Source organism: Erwinia tasmaniensis Et1/99 (assembly GCF_000026185.1).
GTDB classification, from domain to species: domain Bacteria; phylum Pseudomonadota; class Gammaproteobacteria; order Enterobacterales; family Enterobacteriaceae; genus Erwinia; species Erwinia tasmaniensis.
Genome location: NC_010694.1, coordinates 1495278 through 1519267 on the forward strand (window position 1 = coordinate 1495278; position 23990 = coordinate 1519267).

20 protein-coding genes are annotated in these 23990 nt (G+C 45.7%); all 20 read left to right on the forward strand.

Annotation, left to right across the window (positions count from 1 at the left end; genetic code table 11):
* The 20 genes from ETA_RS07700 (at position 1) to ETA_RS07795 (ending at position 23978) form a co-directional block, all read left to right on the forward strand.
* The gene (locus tag ETA_RS07700) at positions 1-435 is read left to right on the forward strand and encodes an arsenate reductase/protein-tyrosine-phosphatase family protein (protein ID WP_012441063.1); all 435 of its coding nucleotides are present in this window, start codon (positions 1-3) and stop codon (positions 433-435) included.
* A gap of 12 nt (positions 436-447) precedes the next feature.
* Positions 448-2628 (forward strand): polysaccharide biosynthesis tyrosine autokinase, encoded by a 2181-nt coding sequence (locus ETA_RS07705; protein WP_012441064.1) that lies wholly within the window; start codon positions 448-450, stop codon positions 2626-2628.
* Between the two features lie 88 nt (positions 2629-2716).
* The gene (locus ETA_RS07710; protein ID WP_012441065.1) at positions 2717-3625 is read left to right on the forward strand and encodes a glycosyltransferase family 2 protein; all 909 of its coding nucleotides are present in this window, start codon (positions 2717-2719) and stop codon (positions 3623-3625) included.
* Positions 3626-3749: 124 nt separating this feature from the next.
* Positions 3750-4778 (forward strand): EpsG family protein, encoded by a 1029-nt coding sequence (locus tag ETA_RS07715; RefSeq protein ID WP_231853305.1) that lies wholly within the window; start codon positions 3750-3752, stop codon positions 4776-4778.
* A 66-nt stretch (positions 4779-4844) separates the two neighbouring features.
* Positions 4845-5597 (forward strand): glycosyltransferase family 2 protein, encoded by a 753-nt coding sequence (locus ETA_RS07720; RefSeq protein ID WP_012441067.1) that lies wholly within the window; start codon positions 4845-4847, stop codon positions 5595-5597.
* Positions 5598-5613: 16 nt separating this feature from the next.
* On the forward strand, positions 5614-6648 hold the full coding sequence (locus ETA_RS07725) for a glycosyltransferase (protein WP_012441068.1): 1035 nt from the start codon (positions 5614-5616) through the stop codon (positions 6646-6648).
* A gap of 93 nt (positions 6649-6741) precedes the next feature.
* On the forward strand, positions 6742-8964 hold the full coding sequence (locus ETA_RS07730; RefSeq protein ID WP_012441069.1) for a phage tailspike protein: 2223 nt from the start codon (positions 6742-6744) through the stop codon (positions 8962-8964).
* 147 nt (positions 8965-9111) lie between these two features.
* Positions 9112-10359, forward strand: coding sequence for a colanic acid biosynthesis pyruvyl transferase WcaK (wcaK, locus tag ETA_RS07735; RefSeq protein ID WP_012441070.1), 1248 nt, complete (start codon positions 9112-9114; stop codon positions 10357-10359).
* A gap of 4 nt (positions 10360-10363) precedes the next feature.
* Entirely contained in the window at positions 10364-11587 is a 1224-nt protein-coding gene (locus ETA_RS07740) for a glycosyltransferase (protein WP_012441071.1), read from the forward strand.
* The gene (locus tag ETA_RS07745; RefSeq protein WP_012441072.1) at positions 11584-12918 is read left to right on the forward strand and encodes a lipopolysaccharide biosynthesis protein; all 1335 of its coding nucleotides are present in this window, start codon (positions 11584-11586) and stop codon (positions 12916-12918) included. The genes ETA_RS07740 and ETA_RS07745 overlap by 4 nt, the downstream gene beginning before the upstream one ends.
* Before the next feature lie 149 nt (positions 12919-13067).
* Positions 13068-13964: a UTP--glucose-1-phosphate uridylyltransferase GalF gene (gene galF, locus ETA_RS07750; RefSeq protein ID WP_012441073.1), complete on the forward strand. Its 897-nt coding sequence runs from the start codon at positions 13068-13070 to the stop codon at positions 13962-13964.
* A gap of 49 nt (positions 13965-14013) precedes the next feature.
* Positions 14014-15027 (forward strand): UDP-glucose 4-epimerase GalE, encoded by a 1014-nt coding sequence (galE, locus tag ETA_RS07755; protein ID WP_012441074.1) that lies wholly within the window; start codon positions 14014-14016, stop codon positions 15025-15027.
* Between the two features lie 404 nt (positions 15028-15431).
* The gene (gene rfbB / locus ETA_RS07760; RefSeq protein ID WP_012441075.1) at positions 15432-16505 is read left to right on the forward strand and encodes a dTDP-glucose 4,6-dehydratase; all 1074 of its coding nucleotides are present in this window, start codon (positions 15432-15434) and stop codon (positions 16503-16505) included.
* 1 nt (position 16506) lies between these two features.
* Positions 16507-17373 carry a glucose-1-phosphate thymidylyltransferase RfbA gene (rfbA, locus tag ETA_RS07765; protein ID WP_012441076.1) on the forward strand — a complete coding sequence of 289 codons (867 nt, stop codon included), beginning with the start codon at positions 16507-16509 and terminating at the stop codon, positions 17371-17373.
* 115 nt (positions 17374-17488) lie between these two features.
* Positions 17489-18424 carry an NAD-dependent epimerase/dehydratase family protein gene (locus tag ETA_RS07770; protein ID WP_012441077.1) on the forward strand — a complete coding sequence of 312 codons (936 nt, stop codon included), beginning with the start codon at positions 17489-17491 and terminating at the stop codon, positions 18422-18424.
* Positions 18425-18495: 71 nt separating this feature from the next.
* Positions 18496-19263 (forward strand): ABC transporter permease, encoded by a 768-nt coding sequence (locus ETA_RS07775; protein ID WP_012441078.1) that lies wholly within the window; start codon positions 18496-18498, stop codon positions 19261-19263.
* Positions 19263-20003 carry an ABC transporter ATP-binding protein gene (locus ETA_RS07780; protein WP_012441079.1) on the forward strand — a complete coding sequence of 247 codons (741 nt, stop codon included), beginning with the start codon at positions 19263-19265 and terminating at the stop codon, positions 20001-20003. Before ETA_RS07775 ends, ETA_RS07780 begins: the two co-directional genes overlap by 1 nt.
* Positions 20004-20029: 26 nt before the next feature.
* Positions 20030-21922, forward strand: coding sequence for a DUF4422 domain-containing protein (locus ETA_RS07785; RefSeq protein ID WP_012441080.1), 1893 nt, complete (start codon positions 20030-20032; stop codon positions 21920-21922).
* Positions 21923-21930: 8 nt separating this feature from the next.
* A complete protein-coding gene (glf, locus tag ETA_RS07790; RefSeq protein ID WP_012441081.1) occupies positions 21931-23085 on the forward strand; it encodes a UDP-galactopyranose mutase in 1155 nt (384 codons plus the stop codon).
* Positions 23082-23978 carry a glycosyltransferase gene (locus ETA_RS07795; RefSeq protein ID WP_012441082.1) on the forward strand — a complete coding sequence of 299 codons (897 nt, stop codon included), beginning with the start codon at positions 23082-23084 and terminating at the stop codon, positions 23976-23978. The genes glf and ETA_RS07795 overlap by 4 nt, the downstream gene beginning before the upstream one ends.
* The last annotated feature ends 12 nt before the right edge of the window (positions 23979-23990 follow it).

The following is a 23990-nucleotide window of genomic DNA, read 5'->3' on the forward strand; positions in this document are numbered from 1 at the left end:
ATGATCAATTCAATCTTAGTGGTGTGTATCGGCAACATCTGCCGCTCCCCTACGGGGGAGAGGCTGCTGAATTCCGCCATGCCAGAGAAGAGAATCGCTTCAGCCGGCTTGAAAGCCGTGGTGGGGAGTCCGGCTGACGCAACGGCCAGCAGCGTGGCTGAGCAGCACGGTATGCCCCTGCAGGAGCATGTGGCGCAGCAGCTCACGTCAGAGATGTGTCGGGATAATGACCTTATCCTGGTCATGGAAAAAAAACACATTGACCTGGTTTGCCGCATCAATCCCTCTGTACGTGGCAAAACCATGCTGTTTGGACACTGGATCAATCAGCATGAAATTGCGGACCCGTATAAGAAAAGCCGGGATGCCTTTGAAGCCGTGTACGGTGTTCTTGAAAACGCTGCCCAGAAATGGGTCAACGCATTAAGCCGATAGTTGGAATTTTCGATGAAAACAGAAAGTAAAGAACCCTCAGCGAACAGTGGCGAGGCGATAAAATTCGAACTGGCGCATATTGTGGGGCAGTTTCTTGACCACCGCTGGATAATTGTGGCGGTAACGCTGTTGTTTACCTTAGCGGGAACGCTATACAGTCTGTTTGCTACGCCGATTTATAGCGCAGATGCCATGGTGCAGGTTGAGCAAAAAAATGCCAACACGGTACTTAATGACATTTCTCAGATGATGCCAAATGCGCAACCGGCCTCTGCTGCCGAAGTGGAAATCATCACCTCGCGCATGGTTTTGGGCAAAACCGTGTCCGACCTGGGCCTTGATGTGCTGGTACAGCAGGACCATTTCCCGCTGATTGGAGCAGGTTTGTCGCGCATCTTGGGTAAAAAACCGCAACAGATTGCCGTTTCCCGTTTGAAAGTGCCGGCTATCTGGAGCAAGCATGAGCTTAGCGTGGCAGTGGACGGCCCGGACAGCTACACCGTCAGTAAAGAGGGCGACGAACTGTTTAAAGGGAAAGTCGGCCAGTTTGAGCAGCATGGTGATATTACCATGTTGGTCAGCAATATTGAGGCTGATGCGGGGACCCGCTTCACGGTTAGCAAGCTGAGCGTCCTGCAGGCAATAAAAATAATCAGCGGTAACCTCGTCGTCGCCGATTTGGGTAAAAATACTGGCGTACTGGGACTGACCTATAGTGGGGAAGATCCGATACAGATAAGCCGGGTTCTGGACCAGATTGTCAACAACTATCTGTACCAGAATGTGGCGCGCAAATCTGAAGAAGCCGAGAAGAGTATCCAGTTCCTTGCGAAACAGCTGCCGGAAGTGCGTGGCCAGCTGGATCAGGCGGAAGATAAATTAAATATTTTCCGCCGCCAGCATGATTCAGTGGATATGTCGCTGGAAGCGAAATCCGCTCTTGATTCTTCGGTGAGCATCCAGACACAGCTGAACGAGCTGACCTTCCGCGAAGCGGAAGTTTCGCAACTGTTTAAGAAGGATCACCCGACCTACCGTGCGCTGCTGGAAAAACGTCAGACGCTGGAAAACGAGCAGGGCAAGCTGAATGGTAAAATCAGCCAGATGCCGCAGACTCAGCAAGAGATCGTGCGTTTAACACGTGACGTGCAGGCAGGGCAGGAGATATATATGCAGCTGCTGAGTCGTCAGCAGGAGCTGAGCATCAGCAAGGCCAGCACCGTGGGTGATGTGCGTATCATCGATCACGCGGAAACCGCCGCCACGCCGGTTGCTCCGAAAAAAATGTTAATCGCCGCCGCCAGTTTGATTGCCGGGCTGGTCGTCTCTGTCGGACTCGTGCTGTTGAAAGCGCTCTTCCATCATGGGATTGATAACCCAGAGCAGCTGGAAGAGCTGGGTCTGAGCGTTTACGCCAGCGTCCCGCTTTCCGAGTGGCAGCGTAAAAAAGACCGCGAAGCGCTGTTGAAACGAAAAATGAGCGGCAAAGTTGACCCATATAACCGGCTGCTGGCGTTGGGTAACCCTACCGACCTGTCAATTGAGGCAATCCGGAGTCTGCGCACCAGTTTGCACTTTGCAATGATGGATGCTCAAAACAACATTCTGATGATCACCGGTGCCAGCCCGGGAATTGGTAAGACGTTTATCTGTGCCAACCTGGCCATGTTGGTGGCGAAGACCGGTGGGAAAGTCCTGTTTATCGATGGCGATATGCGACGTGGCTATACGCATGAGCTGCTGGGTGCTGAGAGCAAAACCGGCCTGTCGGATATTCTGTCCGGGAAACTCCCGTTTAATTCCGATCTGGTGCAGCGTGGCGATTACGGTTTTGATTTTATCGCGCGCGGTCAGGTGCCGCCCAATCCCTCTGAACTGTTGATGAATAGCCGCCTGCAAGAGTTGGTCGACTGGGGCAGTAAGAATTACGACCTGGTGCTGATCGATACACCGCCGGTTCTGGCCGTCACTGACGCTTCAATTATCGGCAAGTTGGCCGGTACTTCGCTGATGGTGGTGCGCTTTGAAACCAACACGGTTAAGGAAGTTGAAATCAGTTACAAACGCTTTATCCAGAACGGCATCGAAATTAAAGGCGTTATTCTTAACGCGGTGGTGCGTAAGGCAGCCAATGGTTATGGTTATGGCTACGACTACTATGACTACAACTATCAGCAGGGTGAGAAAAGCTAACTGCCGAGCGGGATCTTTAACGCCCTGTTAAACGATCCCGCGGTTCTGGCAAGGGTCAGTTTGTGAATGTTTAATAAGGTGCCTGGTAATGAAGGATATTTCTTTTTCCATCGTCATTCCCGCATATAACGCATCAGAATCAATTGTTACGACACTTGATTGTGTGAAAGAACAAAGTTACAAAAACTTTGAAGTTATTATTGTCGACGATAAATCCGCCGATGTGGACAAACTCGCAGAGGTGGTGAGAAGTGAACGATACAGCGGATTAAAGATTAATCTGGTCTTATCTGAGATAAAACTCAATGGTGCGGGCGCCCGAAACCGGGGGATTGATCTGGCCACCGGTGACTATGTCTGTTTTCTTGACGCTGATGACGAGTGGCACAAAGACAAACTGCAAGAGAGTTTGAAATTGATCAGGCAGCTGGAGGAGCAGGGTAAGCCGCGCTTTATTATTTATAGTCAGGTCAACATTATTCAGGATGGAAACTTCCTTAAGGTGATGCCGTTAAAGCCGGTCAGCCAGCATGAAACGGTAGCCGAATATCTGTTTGGCTGCTATGGGTTTATCCAGACCAGCACGATAGTGCTGAAACGTGAACATGCGGCTGAAATCAGATTTGATGAAAGATTTATCCGCCATCAGGATTACGATTTATGCATCCGTGCCGATAAACAGGGCTTCGAGTTTGTGATGATCCCTCAGCCGCTGGCGAATTATCACATGGTGACGACATTTGGCTCGAAGCATAAAGGCGAATCGGTAAAATACTCCCTTTTCTGGTTGAACGCGATGAAGCCGTATCTTACCCCACGCGACGTTTATACCTATAAAGCCTATAAGCTACCGCTGCGGTATAAGATGGACGGTCATTCATTGCAGGCCAGCCTCAACTTTGCCCGTTACTTTTTCTTGACCAATAAAGATAATCGCACTGACTTTATTAACCGCCTGAAAAATAAACTACGGGTGCGTTTGGCAGGGAAGTCATGATTGCAGCAGAATAACATCGAGTAAAAATATGGCTATATATTGGATAGTTAGCTACAGCATCCTTGTTTTTTGTTTTTTTGAGCTGGCGACTATAAATCTGGCCGGTGAAGCTAGAATAAAAATCTTGATTAACTATTTTTTCTTTGTAGCAGTGGTTGTACTTATTTTGTTCGCCGGGATGCGCGGGCCAAACTCAGGTATGGATGACGCGCAGTATATTGGATTCTTCCATGATTTCTCCCGTCAAACCAGTTTAAGTGGTTATCAGACGATAGCGGATATCTACCGCTACGAGAATCTTTTTATGCTGCTGGCGTGGGTGCTGTCGTGGTTCACCCATGAGAGTTACTTCTTTCTGCTATTTATCAGTTTTATCGCAGTATCGACCAACGCCTGGGTGTTTAAAAAATATTCACCGCTAATCCTCTGCTCTCTGTGCCTGTACTCCGCACACCTGTTTATCAACAAGGATATGAATCAGATCCGTTTTGGCCTCTCAAGCGCTTTTGCGGTGGCATGTATCTGTTCAGCTGCCAACAGGAAATACTTCCTCGCGCTAATCTTTCTGGCATGCAGTACCCAGTCACACTCCACGGGCTATGCCGTGTTGATAATACTGCCGTTTATCGTGCTGAAGGAGCGCAAGTATTTTGGTCTGGCGATGGTTATCGCCGCGATCCCACTGGGACTTATCGGGGGCAAAAAGCTGTTTCTGGACTCGTTGGGCATTGTCCCGGTGATCGGCGACCGTGCGATGGGTTACAGTGGCACGTCATTCGACGCCAACTCGCCGGTTTTTGGCCTGGCAAACCTGAAGAATATCGCCTTTATCGCTCTTTTTACCCTGGTTTATTTCCGTCAACCGATCAAAGCAACAGATCGTACTGCCTATCTGCTGTTTATCGCCTATTCGGCCGGTGCCGCGGTGCGCATCATCTTCTCTGACTTTTCCATACTCGGCGGCAGAGTGGGCAACTTGTTCCTGCACTGCGAGCCGCTGCTACTGGCATTCTTGTTTATGCGCATACGGCATCTGCTGCTTAATTTCACGCTGTTATTTGCCATGACATCTTATTATTTGATATACAACACTATTTTGTCAGCTCAGTCGATTACTGGCTACAGTATTGCGCCATTATTCCGCCTGTTTTAACGCGTTAACAGCGGGGGGATGCCATGCTGTTAACGCCAATATCACATCTCCGATTTAGGATATCAGATGAATAATCATATCGGTACGGTAGGGATCATTATCCCCATGTACAACGCGCGCGCGACTATTTTGCGTGCGGTGCAGTCGGTGATTGATCAAACCTATACCGACTGGCATATCTATCTTATTAACGACCGGTCCAGCGATGACTCTCTTGAGTTAGTACAAAAAAATTGTCCCGATGCGCGCATTACCATTATCAGTAATGAGGTCAATAGCGGAGCGGCCGCAACGCGTAACGTTGGATTAGCTGCGGCAAGTGAGCCGTTTATTGCCTTTCTTGACAGCGATGACCAGTGGGACAGCGACAAACTGATGCTGCAGGTCGCGCAGCTTGCCGCCGGTGACAATCTGCTAATAAGCGACTATCGCTACCAGTCACCCAGCAAGTCCTATAGTGTCAGCTACGGCAAACCGTACCTGAAACAGAACGGTTTTATGAAAAAAAAGTTCCGTATCTGCTTCTCATCGGTTTGCTATCGTCGCCCACCACGCCCGGTATTTTTCCAACAGAAAGGCCATGAAGACTTCCTGTTTTTGCATGAGCTTTTCGAACAATATCAGCAGGCACGTGTAATAAATAAGAACCTGGTAACCTATTTTGAAATGGGCGATTCATTGTCGCGTAATAAAAATAAAGCCGCTAAATGGCACTTTGAGTTATTAAAACTGATTTATAAAAATAATCCTCTGAAAGTTTATTACTACTATGTCTGGTATATGGTCAACGGTGTGCTGTTTACCTTAAAGCATCGCTGAATGAGGTCGATAGAGAATGAAAAAAGTCGTACTGGTCATCAAGGATGCATACTCCTGGGCGGGGACAGAAAATATCTGCAACTTTATGTCGGAGTGTTTAGGGCCACAGCATGAAGTGAGCATTTATTCACTGGAGGGGGCAGGGCAGCCTTTTTACCCCTTTGAGCACGTAAAGGAAATCGTCAGTTTTCACGACGAAAGTCATCCATTGAAGAGCGCGGTTAAGTGTATTCATCAGCAGCAGTTTGACGCGGTGTTTCTGATCAGTATGGGACGTCTGAGCGTGATGTTCGCCTTGCACAGCATGATGATGTTGCGCAAAAAAACGGCTAAGGTTTACGCCTGCGAACACGTGGCAATTAACTCCTTCAGTAAAACGATCAAACTGCTCAAATATCTGACTCTGCGCTATTACGATCGGGTGATTGTTCTGACAGACAAAGACCATCAGGTCTTCACCGGTTGGAATATTGCCAGCAAAACCATCCCCAATCCCGTGGTGTACAAAAATTACCCGCGTTTGACGCGCCACTATCAGGCTCTGGCCGTAGGGCGGCTTGACCACCAGAAAGGGTTTGATCTGCTGTTGGACATCTGGCAGAGCTTTGTCGCCAATAATACAGGCTGGAAGCTGGTGATTGCCGGAGAGGGTGAGCTAAAAGAGCAGCTGATAGCACAGGCTGCCCGTTTGCGTATTAGCGACAGCGTTGATTTTATCGGTCGCGTTAGCAATATCAATGACTACTACCGCGAGAGTGATATGGCGCTTATGACCTCGCGCTATGAAGGATTGCCACTGGTGCTGCTGGAAGCCAAATCCTGGTCGCTGCCGGTGGTGGCCTATGACTGCCCAACCGGTCCCCAGGAAATTATTAATCATCAGCAGGATGGTTTTCTGGTCGAGATGAATGATAAGGCGAATTATATAAAAAGTATGAATCAGCTCGCCCGTGATGATGAGCTGTTCTACGCCATGAGCGCCAGTACCAAAACCACTGCCAGAAAATTTGACGTCGACGTAATCAAAGAGACCTGGCTGTCGTTGGTTTAAGTAAAGGTAACAGCGTCCGTTGGAAATGCCTCTGGAAGTCTGTTCAGGCCTGCCTGCCCGGCAGGCCATCCACTTGACCAAGGGATAATATTAATGAAAAGAAGAGAGTTACTGACCGCATTCTCATCGATTTTTGCTGCGCTTTCTGTCAGCTCGTTTTCCAGTTCGGCGGCCAAAAATGAGGCATCACTGATGCTGAACAAGGTCAATCCGGACGATCTGCCAAAGGACGATGTGCCGATCCTGACGCCCGAAAATGTTTATGCCATGCCGGATCAATTCTGGGAAAACTTCAGTGGCAAACTGTACATCGGTAAGGCAGGTACGGATCCGAGGAAATCGGGCAACCTGATTAATCTCTATCTGCGCGATGCTGCGGGCAAACTGTCACAGATCCAGCAGCCTGTGGTGCTCAACAAAGTCAGTCTCGAGCGGTTTGTCGCTGATAATTCATCGCTGATCGCCGCCCCGTCACATTCGATGGCGGTTGTCGATGATAACGGTCAGACGGTGTTCAATATTCCGGATGTCGCCCGTGGCGTCAACAACTTCAGTCAGCGTCTGGCGCAGCCTGCCGGGTATCAGCTGATCGGTGAAATCCCTTCTGTGAGCGTTCTGCGCCAGACCCGCCCTCTGTTCGGCGGAGCGAAAATAAAGCTGAAAAGTTGGCACAGCGGTCACGAGGTCGGTGGAGGCGAGTTCGTTGGTAGCCTTGAGGCCGCTGAAGATGACGGTGGAGTGATACTCTCTTCCGGTGCAGATTTCCACTGGCGCCGTGTTGTCGAAGACTATAACCGCCTGACGCTGTTTGACTTTGGCGCAATTGACGATGGCGAAACCGACAGCGCTCCGGCCATCAAGGCAATGTATCAATGGTCACAAAAAGCCAACCAGCAAATCTGTATACAGTTCCCGGCGGGAACCTTTTTCGTCAGCCCGTGCGACTTATCCCAGCAGACGATGCGCTTTTTCCGCATTTCCGGGGCGATGGTCAACTTTGGCTACTTTCCAGCGACGACCATTGTCTCCAACGGGAGTACGGATTCGGTATTTAAGGTTAACGCGCGCCGGGTTGAGATCAGCAACTTGCAATTCAATGGACGTACAGACGAACGGGCGAATGAACAGGGATTTTTCGATAATCTGTGTGTGGGTGGACAATATTTCCGTGGTGCCTGCCTGCGTTTTGTTCGTGTGGGGGGCACCGCTCTCAGCCTGATGGATACCCTGGACTGCAAGATCGACCAGTGGTATGCGCTGCGCTGCAGTGGTGATGTGGTGAAGTCGGTGTGGTCCAACACGCCAAAAGGTAAGTGGGATCACAGTACGGCAATCGAACTTTCCAACTTCAATGCCCAGTACTGTACCGTCGGCAAGGTGCTAAACCTGCAGCGTTGCGGTCAGTCTCTGATCCACAACGGCTGGATAGAACATAGCGAATTCCCTGGGGATATCTCAAATGGTCAGTGGATTATCGATGCGCTGAGCCTGGAAACCTGTAAGAACCCGCTGATAGCACATAACTCGCGGCTGAATATGCGTCAAATCAATCTACAGGCCGGCAGCTGGATCGATAACTCACAGGGTAAAGGCGCGTGGTTAAGCGCTTTCGAGCGCGGATCCACTCGTGTTGAGTCTTACGGCGTGGCCGTTGACGGCAGCATGAAGTACAACTATCTGACTTCCCGTTTCCGTATAGAAAATCACAGTGCGCAAGCACGCTGGTATGAGCTGGGCAATATCCATACGCCCAATGTCGGAGACAGCTGGGAAATCGAAGTCTTTGGGCAGTCGCAGTTCAGTAATGGCTCTGATACCAAGGCGTTAATGAATATGATCGGCGACCGCCATACCGGGGGGAAGGCCATCATCAGTTTGCAGCGAAAAGTACATGGATTTGAGGCCAGCTGGTGCATTGAAGGCAGCAGCCCCATCTCTGATGTTGTCTATACCACCTTGCAGGACAGCGATACGCGGGTACTTGTCAAACTCGCGCCATGGTTAGGCTCGGCAGGAATAATGATGAAAACCACCGCGAGGGATCGTTTCACGACCGGGCAGTGCGCGCGTTTTGATAGCAGGATGGAGCCTGCTGAACCGCCAAAAGGGGAGAAGGTACATGCGGCCGTACGCCGTTTCTCTCTTCATAACGGGCTGGCGGGTATTGGTGCTAATGAGCAGGGTGATTTGCTGGTTGAATCCCGTCACCTCGATGCCACTCAGGTCGAGACCTCCGTGGCAGAGGGGTTTATTTCACTGGTGATTAACGGCCAGCAGGTTGCAGTCCCCTATTTTGCCTTAAAACAAAATACCTGATGAAGAGCGGATTGATTCCGCAACGTTGATGCGCGGGTAAGCAATAAGTTGCGCGCTGGCGCATCCGCTATATTCGGATAACTCCATGCCGCTATTGATTTATTATCGTAATAAAAATTTTAAGATTACAAAAAACCGTGGGGTATTATGAAAATTTTGTTAGTTGGCAATCACACATGCGGAAATCGTGGTGATGGTGCTATTTTACGTGGAATTATTGATTCGCTTTACCTCGCAAAAAACGATATTCAGATCGATGTTATCAGTCGTTTTCCAACCTGCTCCAGCTATCTGCTGCAACAGGATATTCTGCCAGATGAACTGTTTCTTGAAACCAAAAAATCTAACACTCTGGTGACTAAGATTAAACGTCGCCTGATGCCAAAAATTATGATGGCGCATATTCGCGGTAACGGTTTTTTTAAGAATTTTGCCGTGCCGAGGTATTTGCAGAAATTTACTGACAAATTAACGCAGTATGATGCGGTTATTCAGGTCGGGGGCTCTTTCTTCGTTGACCTTTATGGCCCGCTACAGTTTGAACACGCGCTCTGTGCCCTGCTGGCGAAAAAACCCCTCTATATGATCGGCCACAGCGTGGGGCCTTTCCAGAAGGAAAGATTTAACCAGATTGCTAATTTTGTCTTTGCGCGCGTCAACAGTCTGGTGCTTCGTGAAAGCGTCAGTCTTGAAATGATGGAAAGTGCGGGTATCACCACGCAAAAAGTGATCCCAGGGGCCGACACGGCTTTTCTGGTACGTTCACGCGCGCTGGCGACGCCAGGCCATAACCTGATCCACTGGCAGAAACAGCTAGCCGCAACAAAAACCATTGCCATTACCGTGCGCGAACTGGCTCCGTTTGATAAGCGTCTGGGCGTAACGCAACAGGAATATGAGATGGCGTTTGGCAAAGTGATCAACGCCATGATCGACAGAGGTTATCAGGTGGTTGCCCTGTCGACCTGTACCGGCATTGACAGCTACCATCGGGATGACCGCATGGTGGCCATTACCCTGCTTGATTACATAAAAGATAAAGATAAGTATCACGTCATAATGGATGAGTTTAACGACCTTGAATTGGGGATCCTGCTGGGTGAATGCCATTTGACCATCGGTACGCGTTTGCATTCGGCCATAATTTCGATGAATTTTGGCACCCCCGCGGTGGCGATCAATTACGAGCACAAATCTTTGGGCGTGATGAAACAGCTGGGGCTGCCGGAGATGGCCAGTGATGTGCAGAGCCTGATGGACGGCAGCATTATTAGCAAGGTGAATGGCGTACTGGATAACTACGAAGCTGTGGAGCAGCAGGTTGCACGGGCGGTGGAGCAGGAAAGGAGCCTCGGCAATAAAATCACTGCAGATTTTATCAAAAGTTTAGGGTGAACCGATGAAACTCACATTTTTTACCATGCAGTTTCCTGTTTCTTCCGAAACGTTTGTGCTCAACCAGGTGACTCATTTTATTGATATCGGCTACGACGTCGAAATCATATCCGTTTTCCCTGGTGATTTGGTTAAGCGTCATGCCGCTTTCGATCGGTATAATCTGGCCGCCAAAACGCATTATCTGTTGCCAGAAGAGAAGGCCGGCAAGTTTGGTAAGCTGGCACAACGCCTGAAAATAATACTGCCGAACATCTTCAAACCCGCCACGCTGAAGTCATTCAATATCACGCGTTACGGCGACCAGTCCAGCAGGCTGCTGCTTCCGGCAATCGTGGCGGCTAATAAAAAGCCTTTTGCCGCAGATATTTTCCTTGTACATTTTGGCTATGCTGGCGCTCTGGCTAATAAACTGCGTGAGCTGAACGTGCTAAAGGGCAGGCAGGTCACGGTATTCCACGGTGCCGACATTTCACGACGCCACATTCTGGCAGAGCACCGGAAGGACTATCCCAGGCTTTTCGCACAGAATGAACTGCTGTTACCCATCAGCCGTCTTTGGGAGCACAAGCTGATCGCACTGGGCTGCCCGCCGGAGAAAATTCACGTTACGCGCATGGGGATTGAACCCGAAAAGTTTAACCTTAAGCAACGTGATGCGCTGCATCAGCCGCTTCGCATTCTTTCCGTGGCCCGCCTGACTGAAAAGAAAGGTTTAGCCGTGGCAATCGAGGCCTGCAAAATTTTGAAAGAGCAGGGAGGGTGTTTCGAATACACCATCGTCGGTGACGGCGACCTTGAAGAGCAACTCAAAAGCGCCATCATTGACGGCCAGCTTGAAGACTGCGTCAGCCTGGTGGGATTCAAGCCGCAGGAAGAGATTAAACACTATCTGGATGATTCGGATATCTTCCTTCTGCCGTCACTGACCGCGGCGGATGGTGATATGGAAGGCATCCCGGTAGCGCTAATGGAAGCGATGGCCGTTGGGCTACCGGTCGTATCGACCAGGCACAGCGGTATACCTGAACTGATTGAACACGATGTATCGGGTTGGCTGGCACCTGAAGGTGATGCTCAGGCGCTGGCGGCTATCCTGCTAAAGCTGTCACGCGGAGAAGTCGACGTGGCCCCAATAGTGCAGGCGGCACGTGCTAAGGTGGAAACCGAGTTTAATCAGCATATCGCGTATCGTCAGCTGGCGAAGAGACTGGAGCGGATAGTGTGAGTAGCTTAAAAAAACAGGCCCTATGGCTGTTTGGCTCCACCTGCTTTGCTGCTGCATTGCAGGTGGTTCAGCTTGGCGTGCTGGCACGAAAACTTGAAATCCATGAGTTGGGTATTCTGGCCATCATTAACGCTATTCTTGCGGTGGCCATGGTGCTGCAGGATATGGGGATGAGCAGCTATATCGTACATCGGCAGAATATAACGCGTAAAGAGCAGAGCACAATATACTGGGTGAACGTGCTGCTTAGCCTTATGACAGGCCTGCTGCTGGTGGCCATTGCCTGGCCAGTTTCCTGGTTTTATCATCTGCCGCAGCTTGCCGGGTTGATTATGCTGACCAGCCTCAACTTTCTGGTGCTCGGCTCGCTATCACAATATCAGGCGCATTTTATCAAAGCCAAACGCATGATATTGCTGGCGAAAATTGAGATGGTGACCAAGCTTCTGGCCTTTGCGTTTACGGTAGCATTACTTTATTACTCACCGCTAAACGTCTCTGCGGTGATCCTCGGTCTTTTCGCGAACGCGGCGATGCGTATTCTGTGCATGATTTGGTTAGGTGAAAAATCATGGCGGCCTACGTTTGAATTTGATAAGGCCACGTTTTATAGTTCGCTCAAATACGGTGTCTATCAGCTCGGCTCCCAGACCATTAACCAGCTGCGTACTCAGGCCGACTCGCTGATTGTTGGCAAAGTGATGGGCGCAGAAATGCTGGGTGTTTATTCCCTGGCCAAAGAGTTGATACTTCAGCCCCTCAAGCTGGTGACCCCGGTGATCAATCGTCTGGCACTGCCACGTTTTGCCGAGAAACAACACGATGCTGTTCAGCTACAGCAGCTGTTTCTAAAGGGCACGTTCGTCATTATGCTGTTCAGCGCCGCAATGTACCTGGCGATTGGCATTCTTTCGCCGGTGATTGTACGCGTACTCTATGGGCCTGGACACCAAGCCGTAGGGCAACTGATCCCGCTGATGTTGCTGTTTGGCATGTTGCGCCCAATGGGAGGCCTGACTGGCGCGATCTCGCAAGCGAACGGCCGCACCAATGTTGAATTTTACTGGAACGTTGTGGCGAGTATAATTGTTGTCATGGTGCTGGCTACGGTCTGGATCTGGCCTGATGTCCGATATGTCGCACTCACGCTGTCCATTTCCCAAGTGCTGATATCCGCCTTTGCCCATCCTTTCTTTATCAAGCCGGTGATTGGGATCCGATTCTTGCCCTATGCACGCCAGTGGATTTCAGTTTCAGGCGTGTTTATCGGGATTATTCTGGTGGTGAGTCATTATAATTTGTTTATTATGCCCGAATGGTTTAGCCGTTAACTCCAGGGATAAATTTTAAGGCCACCTTCGCGTGGCCTTTTTTATGATCTGACCCCACTGTAATTTTTTCAGATTAAGATTATACTTGCGGATCATCTCTTTAATGCATAATGAATCAGTGTTTTCTACATCATTCATATGGAAAAATTATGACCAAGCTTAAAGCAGTTATCCCCGTTGCGGGGCTCGGAATGCACATGCTTCCTGCAACAAAAGCTATTCCTAAAGAGATGCTGCCCGTAGTCGATAAGCCTATGATCCAGTACATCATCGACGAGTGCGTAGCGGCGGGTATAAAGGAAATTGTCCTGGTCACCCATGCGTCCAAGAATGCGGTTGAAAACCATTTTGATACTTCTTACGAACTTGAAGCCCTGCTTGAGGCTCGCGTTAAACGCTCACTGTTGAGTGAAGTCAAATCTATCTGCCCGCCGGGAGTGACGATTATGAATGTGCGCCAGCCGCAGCCGCAGGGATTGGCTAATGCTCTGCTGTGCGCCCGCCCGATGCTGCACGATGAAGCGTTTGTGGTGGTACTACCGGACGTGCTGCTGGATAATGCCAGCGCCGATCCCCTGCGTTACAACCTGGCGGCAATGGTGGCTCGTTTCGAAGAAACCGGGCGGAGCCAGGTGTTAGCTCATCATATGCCGGACGCCGATCTGTCAGAGTATTCGGTGATTACCACTGAAGAAGCGCTGGATTTTCCGGGTAAAGTCAGCCCTATTTTAGACTTCGTTGAGAAACCAGATAGCCCGCAGTTGTTAAATTCCAATCTCGCCGCGGTAGGGCGCTATGTGCTTTCTGCCGATATTTGGCCGGAGTTGGAAAAACTTGAGCCAGGCGCGTGGGGCCGTTATCAGCTAACGGACGCCATTGCCAATTTGAATAAGAAAACGCCCGTGGATGCCCATTTGCTCAGCGGCGACAGCTTTGACTGCGGTCGCAAACTGGGATATATGAAAGCATTCGTCACTTGGGGGCTGCGTAACCACACCCAGGGACGTGGGTTTCGTGAAGAGATCCAAAAAATTCTGGCAAAGTGAACGCTATTTGATGAAGGTCGCGCCGCCTGCGTGACCCGAAGGAGTTAACATGTCTATTTTAGTTACCGGTGGCGCTGGTTATATTGGTTCTCATACCGTTCTGGCTCTACTGGAGCGCGGTGATGAGGTTGTGGTTCTGGATAACCTGAGCAACGCGTCACGTGAGTCGATCGCCCGCGTGGAAAAACTCGCTGGCAAGACGGCCGCTTTTTATGAGGGAGATATCCTCGATCGCGCCTGTTTACGTAACATCTTCAAAGCTCATGACATCAGCGCCGTGATCCATTTTGCGGGGCTTAAAGCGGTAGGGGAGTCCAGCCGCAAGCCGCTGGAATACTACCAGAACAACGTTTCCGGCACGTTGGTGCTGTTGGAAGAGATGCGCAACGCCGGGGTTAAACAATTTATTTTCAGTTCATCGGCAACGGTTTACGGTGCGGATGCGCCTGTCCCTTACGTAGAAACTACGCCAATTGGCGGCACAACCAGCCCTTACGGCACGTCCAAACTGATGGTTGAACAAATTTTACGTGATTACGCTAAAGCAACCCCCGAATTCAAAACCATTGCTTTGCGCTACTTCAATCCGGTAGGTGCGCATGAATCAGGTCAGATTGGAGAGGATCCTAACGGAATCCCTAACAACCTGCTGCCGTATATTGCTCAGGTTGCGATCGGTCGTCTGGAAAAGCTGGGTATCTTCGGTGATGACTACCCGACTAAAGACGGTACTGGCGTGCGTGATTATATCCACGTGATGGATTTGGCTGAAGGTCATCTGAAAGCGCTGGATCATCTGTCTGCGATTGAGGGATACAAAGCCTATAATCTCGGGGCGGGTGAAGGTTATTCGGTGATGGAAATGGTTAAGGCCTTCGAGAAGGCTTCCGGCCGTAAGGTGGCTTATCAGATCTCACCGCGGCGCGATGGCGACCTTGCCGCGTTCTGGGCCGACGCATCCCTTGCCGATAAAGAGTTGAACTGGCGTGTCAGGCGTGGAATTGATGAAATGATGCGCGATACGTGGAACTGGCAGAGTCAGAATCCGCACGGCTACAGCTGATTGATAGCTGAAACTAATGCAAATCCGGCCAGTGCCGGTTTTTTTGTTAAATGAAATTGTTAAATTTATTGTGTTAAGCATCATAAGCTTATATCTTTCGAGCACCGGGTTAAGTATCTTATCGACTGCCGAAGCAGTAGAAAATTCGTGCATTCACGGTGCGAATTCACTCGACGCTGCTGGAAATTTTCCAGTTTAGTTAGTTTTCAGAAAAAGTGGATGATATAATTTATACCTTGTTAACCGGTGGGTGGCTTTTTAGAACAGATGATAGTTAGCTGTATCAGCATGCTGAGAGCTGTAACTCAGGGGCGGTAGCGTGCTTATTTCCCGATAGTCAACTCTTTTCTCTGCTTCAGGTCTAAATTTCAATTAAAGAAAACCACAGTGTTTTGAGAAATACTATGAAAATTTTGGTAACTGGTGGTGCTGGCTTCATTGGTTCAGCTGTTATACGCCATATCATTAAAAACACTAATGATACAGTATTGAATGTCGATAAACTCACCTATGCTGGTAATTTAGAGTCCTTGCAGGATATCAGTGATAGTCCTCGTTATCATTTCTCTAAAACAGACATCTGCGATCCAGAGTCCCTTAATCGTATATTTAATGATTTCGAGCCGGATGTCGTCATGCATTTGGCTGCCGAAAGTCATGTTGACCGTTCAATCGATGGCCCGGCAGCTTTCATCGAAACAAATATAATCGGAACATATGTTTTACTTGAAGCTGCCAGAATTTATTGGTTTGGGCTGCCTTTTGAAAGAAAAGAAGCATTTCGATTCCATCATATATCTACAGATGAAGTGTTTGGTGATTTGCACGGTACAGACGATTTGTTCACCGAGCAAACCGCTTATGCACCGAGTAGTCCTTACTCTGCTTCTAAAGCCTCCAGCGACCATTTGGTCAGAGCCTGGCTGCGGACTTACGGTTTACCCGTAATAGTCACAAACTGTTCCAATAATTATGGGCCATACCATTTTCCCGAGAAGTTGATTCCTCTGACGATACTAAATGCGCTTGCAGGTAAGCCACTGCCCGTTTACGGTAACGGTAAACAGGTTCGAGACTGGCTTTATGTGGAAGATCACGCCAGAGCATTATATCGGGTAGCCACTGCAGGTAGAGTTGGCGAAACTTATAACATTGGCGGTCATAATGAACGGCAGAATATCGATGTTGTGAATACTATTTGCAAGATCCTTAATCGACTTGTCGTTGATAAGCCCTATGGTGTTGACGACTATTCTGCACTTATTACTTTTGTCCGAGATCGTCCAGGACATGATGTTCGCTATGCGATTGATGCTACAAAAATCGGGAAAGAGCTGGGTTGGTTACCCGAGGAGACCTTTGAGACGGGTGTTGAGAAGACAGTCCGCTGGTATTTAGAAAATACAGAATGGTGGCAACGGGTTCAGGATGGGTCGTACGCTGGTGAAAGATTAGGATTAGAGGCAAAGGATTTTTGATATGAAAGGTATTATTTTAGCTGGCGGATCTGGCACACGGCTCCATCCTATCACTCGAGGTTTATCAAAGCAGCTCTTGCCGGTTTACGACAAGCCAATGATCTACTATCCCCTTTCAGTGCTGATGCTGGCAGGCATTAAAGATATTCTTATCATTACTACCCCTCAGGATCTGAGCTCATTCCAAAGATTACTGGGTGATGGTGGTGAATTTGGAATTAATCTGCAATTTGCAATACAGCCCAACCCAGATGGATTGGCTCAAGCGTTTATCATTGGCGAGAAATTTATTGACGGTGAAGAATGCGCATTGGTTTTAGGCGATAACATATTCTTTGGGCAGGGGTTTGCACCTGTTCTTGAAAATATTGCTGCTAAAAAGTCAGGAGCAACCGTATTTGGTTATCAGGTTAAAGATCCTGGTCGTTTTGGTGTTGTAGATTTCGATAAGAATTTTAAAGCCCTTTCAATTGAAGAAAAACCCGAAAAGCCGAAATCTAATTGGGCAGTAACAGGACTATATTTTTATGATAAAAATGTAGTTGAGATGGCAAAAAAAGTAAAACCCTCTCACCGTGGTGAATTAGAGATTACCGAGCTAAACGAAATGTACCTTAAAGAGGGGATGCTTGAGGTTGAGTTACTTGGGCGCGGGTTTGCATGGCTTGATACCGGGACTCATGATAGCCTCATCGAGGCATCACAATTTATACACACCATTGAAAAAAGGCAGGGTCTAAAAGTAGCCTGCCTTGAAGAAATCGCTTTCAGAAAAGGTTGGATAACCAAAGCGCAACTAGCTGAATTGGCAAAGTCACTTGAGAAAACAGATTACGGAAAATATCTTCAAAGTGTCGTTTCTAATTAGATATCGGGTAGTTTCAACTCACCCTTTGGGTGCCTTTTTAATTGAGAGTGGAATGCAGTAGGATGCTGCATTCAATATACATTTATTCACGAGTAAGTGAATTGAAGGAGTTGCCATGCCAACGGTTTTGATATTAGGAGGTTCAGGATTCATAGGGACCAATTTGATTGAATTTTACTGCAATAAAAACTATAAAGTTGTTACTTTTGGACGTTCAATGCCGATAATTGAGCATCCTAACATTGAAAAAATTATCGGCGATATCAGAAACCTGGCAGATTTAGAGCTCGTATTTAAAAATCATAAAATAGACCTGGTTTTTCACTCCTTGACGAGTATATCAGCAACGGATTCATTTGCTAGCTGTCAGAATTTAGTATCAGTAAACCTGTCTTGCCTAATTGATATTATTTCTTTGATGAAAAAGTACAGCGTATATAACATGGTGTATTTTTCATCTGGTGGGTCTATTTATGGCATAGCGGATACGCCGATTAATGAGGAGCACGAATTGTCTCCGGTTAGTTTCTATGGATGGATAAAAGAAGTTTCTGAACGCTATCTGGCATATGAAAATAGAATTAATTCTAAATTCAACTATTTAATATTACGTCCTGCCAATGTATATGGTCAATATCAAAAGTTAAACAGGATAATCGGTGTAGCCCTAAAAAATGCAATAAAAAAAGAAGACATGCATATATATGGTGATGTGAATATCCGAAAAGATTATATACACATAGATGATGTCTGTGAAATGACTTACGCATTAGTTAATAGTGCCAACTCGTGGAATGATATCTACAATATTGGTTCAGGGATGGGGACAAGTCTGAAAGAAATATTGCATTACGCTGAGGTTATTAGCGGCAATAAAATGAATTTAGTCATGCACAATAAAAAGGTCGGTGATATTAGCTACAGTATTCTCGATAACTCAAAAGTACTGACTAAAATCGGTAAAAGAAGCTTCATACCTGTTTACGAAGGGATGAGAAGCATGCATATGTACGTACATCAGCAGCTCAGAGCTAATTCTGTTACCAGCTGATCAATTTCAACTCCAGTTGATGATGAATCTGTATAACGTTTCCCGTGAAGTAACTAAATGATGAGAAATTTATGAAGCTTAGTATAGGATACCTTTATGATCTGGTAACAGTCATAACTCAAAAAGAACTCAAAGTCAGGTACAAGAGCAGCTTCTTTGGGTATCTTTGGTCTATAGCTAACCCCTTATTATTTGCCATGATATATTTCTTTATTTTCAAGCTTATAATGAGAGTTCAAATACCTAACTATACCGTTTTTATTATCACTGGATTATTTCCATGGCAATGGTTTGCCAGTTCAACCGGGAATGCGCTCTTTTCATTTTTGTCAAATGCCCAAATCATTAAAAAAACAGTATTTCCACGTTCAGTGATACCGCTCAGCAACGTATTAATGGAGTGTTTACACTTTCTTTTTACGATACCAGTCATTCTTGTTTTTCTATATATCTATGACATGAGCCCATCTCTCGACTGGCTTTGGGGCGTCCCCTTAATTGGTATGGCGCAAATAATATTAATGCTTGGCGTAGCCCTAATGCTTTCGACACTAAATCTGTTTTTTCGTGATTTAGAGAGGTTTATAAGTCTTGGCATAATGTTGCTATTCTATTGCACGCCTATTTTATATTCTGCCGAGATGATCCCACAAGAGTATAGTTGGTTGGTGGAATATAATCCCTTCGCATCAATGATAACGAGCTGGCGTGAATTATTTATGCATAACACAATAAACTACCCTTTAGTGGCCGAACTCTATGCTTATGCTGCGATTTCTTTACTTATCGGTAGCTCAATCTTCAACAAGCTTAAACATAGATTTGCAGAGATTTTATAATGAGTGTTGTGATCGAATTTGCCAATGTAACTAAAACATACCCGCTCTATCATCATATTGGATCTGGCATAAAAGAGCTGCTATTTAATCCACGAAGAGCACTGAGTTTGTTAAGTGGGCGCAGCTATCTTGCTATAGAAGATATAAATTTCAAAATTGAGAAGGGTGAATCTGTCGCTTTAATCGGCCGAAACGGTGCGGGTAAAAGTACAACTCTCGGTTTGGTTGCTGGTGTTATGAAGCCAACAACAGGCAAGGTCAACGTTGTTGGGCGTGTGGCATCGATGTTGGAACTCGGTGGTGGCTTTCACCCAGAGTTGACTGGAAGAGAAAATATCCGTCTCAATGCTACACTTTTGGGGTTAAGACGCAAAGAGCTTAAATCTCGTATAAATGAGATTATAGAATTCTCGGAATTAGGCGAGTTCATTGATGAACCAATACGCGTATATTCCAGTGGAATGTTGGCTAAACTAGGTTTCTCTGTTATCTCACAGGTAGATCCAGATATTTTAATTATTGACGAGGTTTTGGCAGTCGGAGATATTGCGTTCCAGAAAAAATGTATCAACACTATAAATGCTTTTAAAAGCAAAGGCGTCACAATTCTTTTTGTCAGTCATAATTTATCAGATGTAGAAAAAATTTGTGATCGTGTCATCTGGATAGAAAATCATCGTCTAAAAATGACTGGCAATTCAAGCGAAGTTATCAATGCTTATAAAATCGCAATGGCATAAAATTTCACGAAGAGTCTACACATAAAATGAATGTTTCAATCTACACTTCGCATCACAAGCCGAGTGCTTTTTTAAGCTCTCCAGTAATTAAACCTCTCCATGTAGGCAAATCTAATTCTTTAGATGAAATTTGTTGCCCAGGGGATGACAGTGGGGAAAATATTTCGTTCAAAAATCCCTTTTACTGTGAGTTGACCGCCCATTACTGGGTGTGGAAAAATGCTGAAATCTCAGATTATGTCGGCTTTATGCACTATCGAAGACACTTCAACTTTTCTAACGATCAACACAAAGATGAAGATGTATGGGGGATGGTAAATTATCCTGAAATTAATGCTGAATACGAAAGTGAATTCGGATTAAATGAGGATTCTATCAAAAAGTGCATCGGCGATGCCGATCTGCTAGTTCCTAAACTATGGTCGGTTAAGGCAGCTGGAAACACCAATAATTATGAACATTATAGGGCTTCTGATCATCTACATATTGAAGATTATCAAAATGTACTAGATATACTAATCGAAATGTATCCAGAGTACAAAACAGCAGCATCTAAATTCAATGATTCGCACGTTGGTTATTACACTAATATGTATGTGATGAAACGAGAGCTGTTTATTGAATACTCTGAATGGCTTTTCTCTATATTAGATAATCTTGAAGATGAAATTTATTTCAAAAACTATTCTCAGCAAGAAAAAAGAGTTTTTGGCCATTTATCTGAGAGACTCTTTAATATCTTTATTATAAAGAAAACAGGTGATTCGAAGCTCAAGTTAAAAGAAATACAACGTACTTTTATAAAGAAAGAAACATTTAATAGTTATGTTGCACCGAAGTATCTCGAAAATGCAGTACCGATAGTCATTTGTTCTGATGACAATTATGCGATGTCGTTAGGTGGATTAATTAAATCAATAATAAATCACGCAAACATCGATAAAAACTACGACTTAGTTATATTAGATAACGGCATTTCCGAAAGAAATAAAAGTCGCGTGCTATCTTTAATACATAATTTGAGCAATTTCAGCGTACGTTTCTTTAACGTTCATGCTTTTGATGAGATTAAAGATGCCTATATAAGGCCTCCTTTCACCATTGCCACTTATTCCCGACTTTTCATCCCTCGTCTTTTCAGAAGTTTCGAAAAAGTATTGTTTATCGATACTGACACGGTTGTAGAGAGTGATCTTGCCGAACTGATAGATATTCCTCTGGGTGATAATCTGGTGGCTGCTGTTCAGGATATCGTGATGGAAGGCTTTGTTAAATTTGGGAATATTGCGGAATCTGATGCCGGGATACAAACTGCTGGCGAATATCTAAAGGGTAAACTCGGCCTAAGCAAACCTGAAGAGTATTTTCAGGGCGGTATTATGGTTTTCAATATTGAAGAAATGAATAAAGAGAATGTATTCTCGAAGTTAATGAAGGAGTTGAAGGGGCAGAGTTTCTGGTTCCTTGATCAAGATATAATGAATAAGGTCTTCCATGGACGGGTTCACTTCTTACCCTTGGAATGGAATGTATATCATGGCAACGGGCATACAGATACCTTTTACCCAAATCTTAAGTTTGCTACCTACAGTCGGTATCTGAAAGCTCGTAAAAATCCCAAGATGATTCACTTTGCAGGTGAGAATAAGCCATGGAATACAGATAAGGTCGATTATTACGATAATTTCATTAAAAATATTCAGGGCACTCCCTGGGAGCTTGAAGTCTATTCCAGACTTATTCAATCGTCGATCCCCGCCACAGTACAACACACTCAATCAATCAATGTGGATTTATTACAGACAAAGATAAAAAGAAAATTAATGCCCTATTTGGATAAAATAGCACCACGAGGTTCGCAGCGCCGAAGCGACATTGCCCGTGTATATTATAGAATAAGACGTAGTATTTTAGGTTAGGATTAAAAATGCAAAAAAATATTTTGATTGTGGGAGCTGGTTTCTCTGGTGTTGTTATTGCACGGAAGCTGGCTGAGTGTGGGCATAAAATCCGGATTATTGATCGTCGTAGCCATATTGCTGGCAACTGCTATGACGCTCGAGATCAGGAAACAAATGTTATGGTGCATACCTATGGCCCACATATTTTTCACACAGACAATAAAGAAGTGTGGGATTTTGTTAATCAATATTCTGTGATGATGCCTTATATTAATAGAGTTAAGGCAACCTACAAGAATAGAGTTTTTTCATTGCCAATTAATTTACATACAATTAATCAATTTTTTAATAAAACATGTAGTCCAGATGAAGCAAAAGCTCTGATCGCGAGCAAAGGAGACTCAACTATTGAGACTCCCTTAACGTTTGAGCAGCAGGCGCTAAAATTTGTTGGTAAAGAGCTATACGAAGCTTTTTTCAAGGGATACACCCTTAAACAGTGGGGAATGCAACCCTCAGAGTTACCGGCATCAATTTTGAAGCGTTTGCCAGTTCGGTTCAATTATGATGATAACTATTTTAATCATAAATACCAAGGTATGCCTCAGCAAGGTTATACTTCAATGATAGAAAATATGGTTGAACATCCTAATATTCAAGTCGAACTCAATGTGGATTTTAGTGATGATGATCGCGGCGGCTACGACCATATTTTCTATAGTGGTCCATTAGATGCATTTTATCATAACAAATTTGGCAGGTTAGGCTACCGAACGTTGGATTTCGACCGTTTCAAATATGATGGTGATTATCAAGGATGCGCCGTAATGAATTACTGCGATCAGGATGTACCTTATACTCGCATTACTGAGCATAAGTATTTCTCTCCTTGGGAGAGCCATGAAAAGTCAGTATGTTATAAAGAATTCAGCCGTAACTGTGAAGAAGGTGATATCCCATACTACCCCATTCGTCAGATGGGAGAAATGACGCTGTTGCATAAATACCTGGACCTTGCTGAAAAGGAAGAGAGTATTACTTTTATTGGCCGTCTAGGAACATATCGTTATCTTGACATGGATGTGACCATTGCTGAGGCATTAAATACAGCTAAAATATATTTGCAGTCGCTTAGTAATCAAGATAACAAGATGCCAGTATTCACGGTTAATGTGAGATGAGATCGGTAGCATTGATTGTCACTTTCAATCGTCTTGATAAGCTTAAATTCTGCTGGGCCTCGACGGCCCAGCAGTCGTTTGACGATATTATTATAGTCAATAATGCTTCCACTGACGGTACGAAAGAATGGCTGGATACTATTGTCGATCCACGGCTGCATCGATTGCATTTAAAGATCAACATCGGTGGTGCAGGTGGTTTCAAACGAGGTGCCCAATTTATCCATGACAATATACCTGCGGATTGGGTTTTCGTTTATGATGATGATGCTTATCCTCAAGACAATATTGTCGACGTTTTTTCGTGTATGACCGATGTTACCAATTACGATGCTTATGCTACCAGAGTTGTTGATGCATCAGGCACTATCTGCAAAATGAATTTGCCTTGGGAAAGATATCCCTCTTCATTTAGTGAAAACATAGCATACATAAGGGATCCATTCTCATATAGTGTAAAGGGCGATCTGGCTAAGGATATTATATCCTTCTCTTTTGTTGGCTTGATTATTAAAAGAGATCTTCTCTCTGAAACTGCTGATTTTATACATGAAGAACTCTTTATCTATTTTGATGATGTATATTATTCATATCATCTCAAACTGCGTGGTGCCCGCTTACGCTATTTACCAGACATAAGTTTCATACATGATATAAATCAAAATAATAAAACTATCAGTCCAAATTGGAAAGTGTATTATCTTGTCAGGAACTTGCTATTAGCAAAGTCATATTTTGGCGCTGAATCGCCTTTTTCTCTGTGTTTTGTTTTTATGCGTTTACTTAAATATATTGTTATTTCTGTCAGGCAACGCAACCCTCTGCAATATATTAAATATCTTTTTAAAGCTATGCTCGATGGGCGAACATTCAAAACCGGGCGGCGCCATTGATTGGTGTTTTAC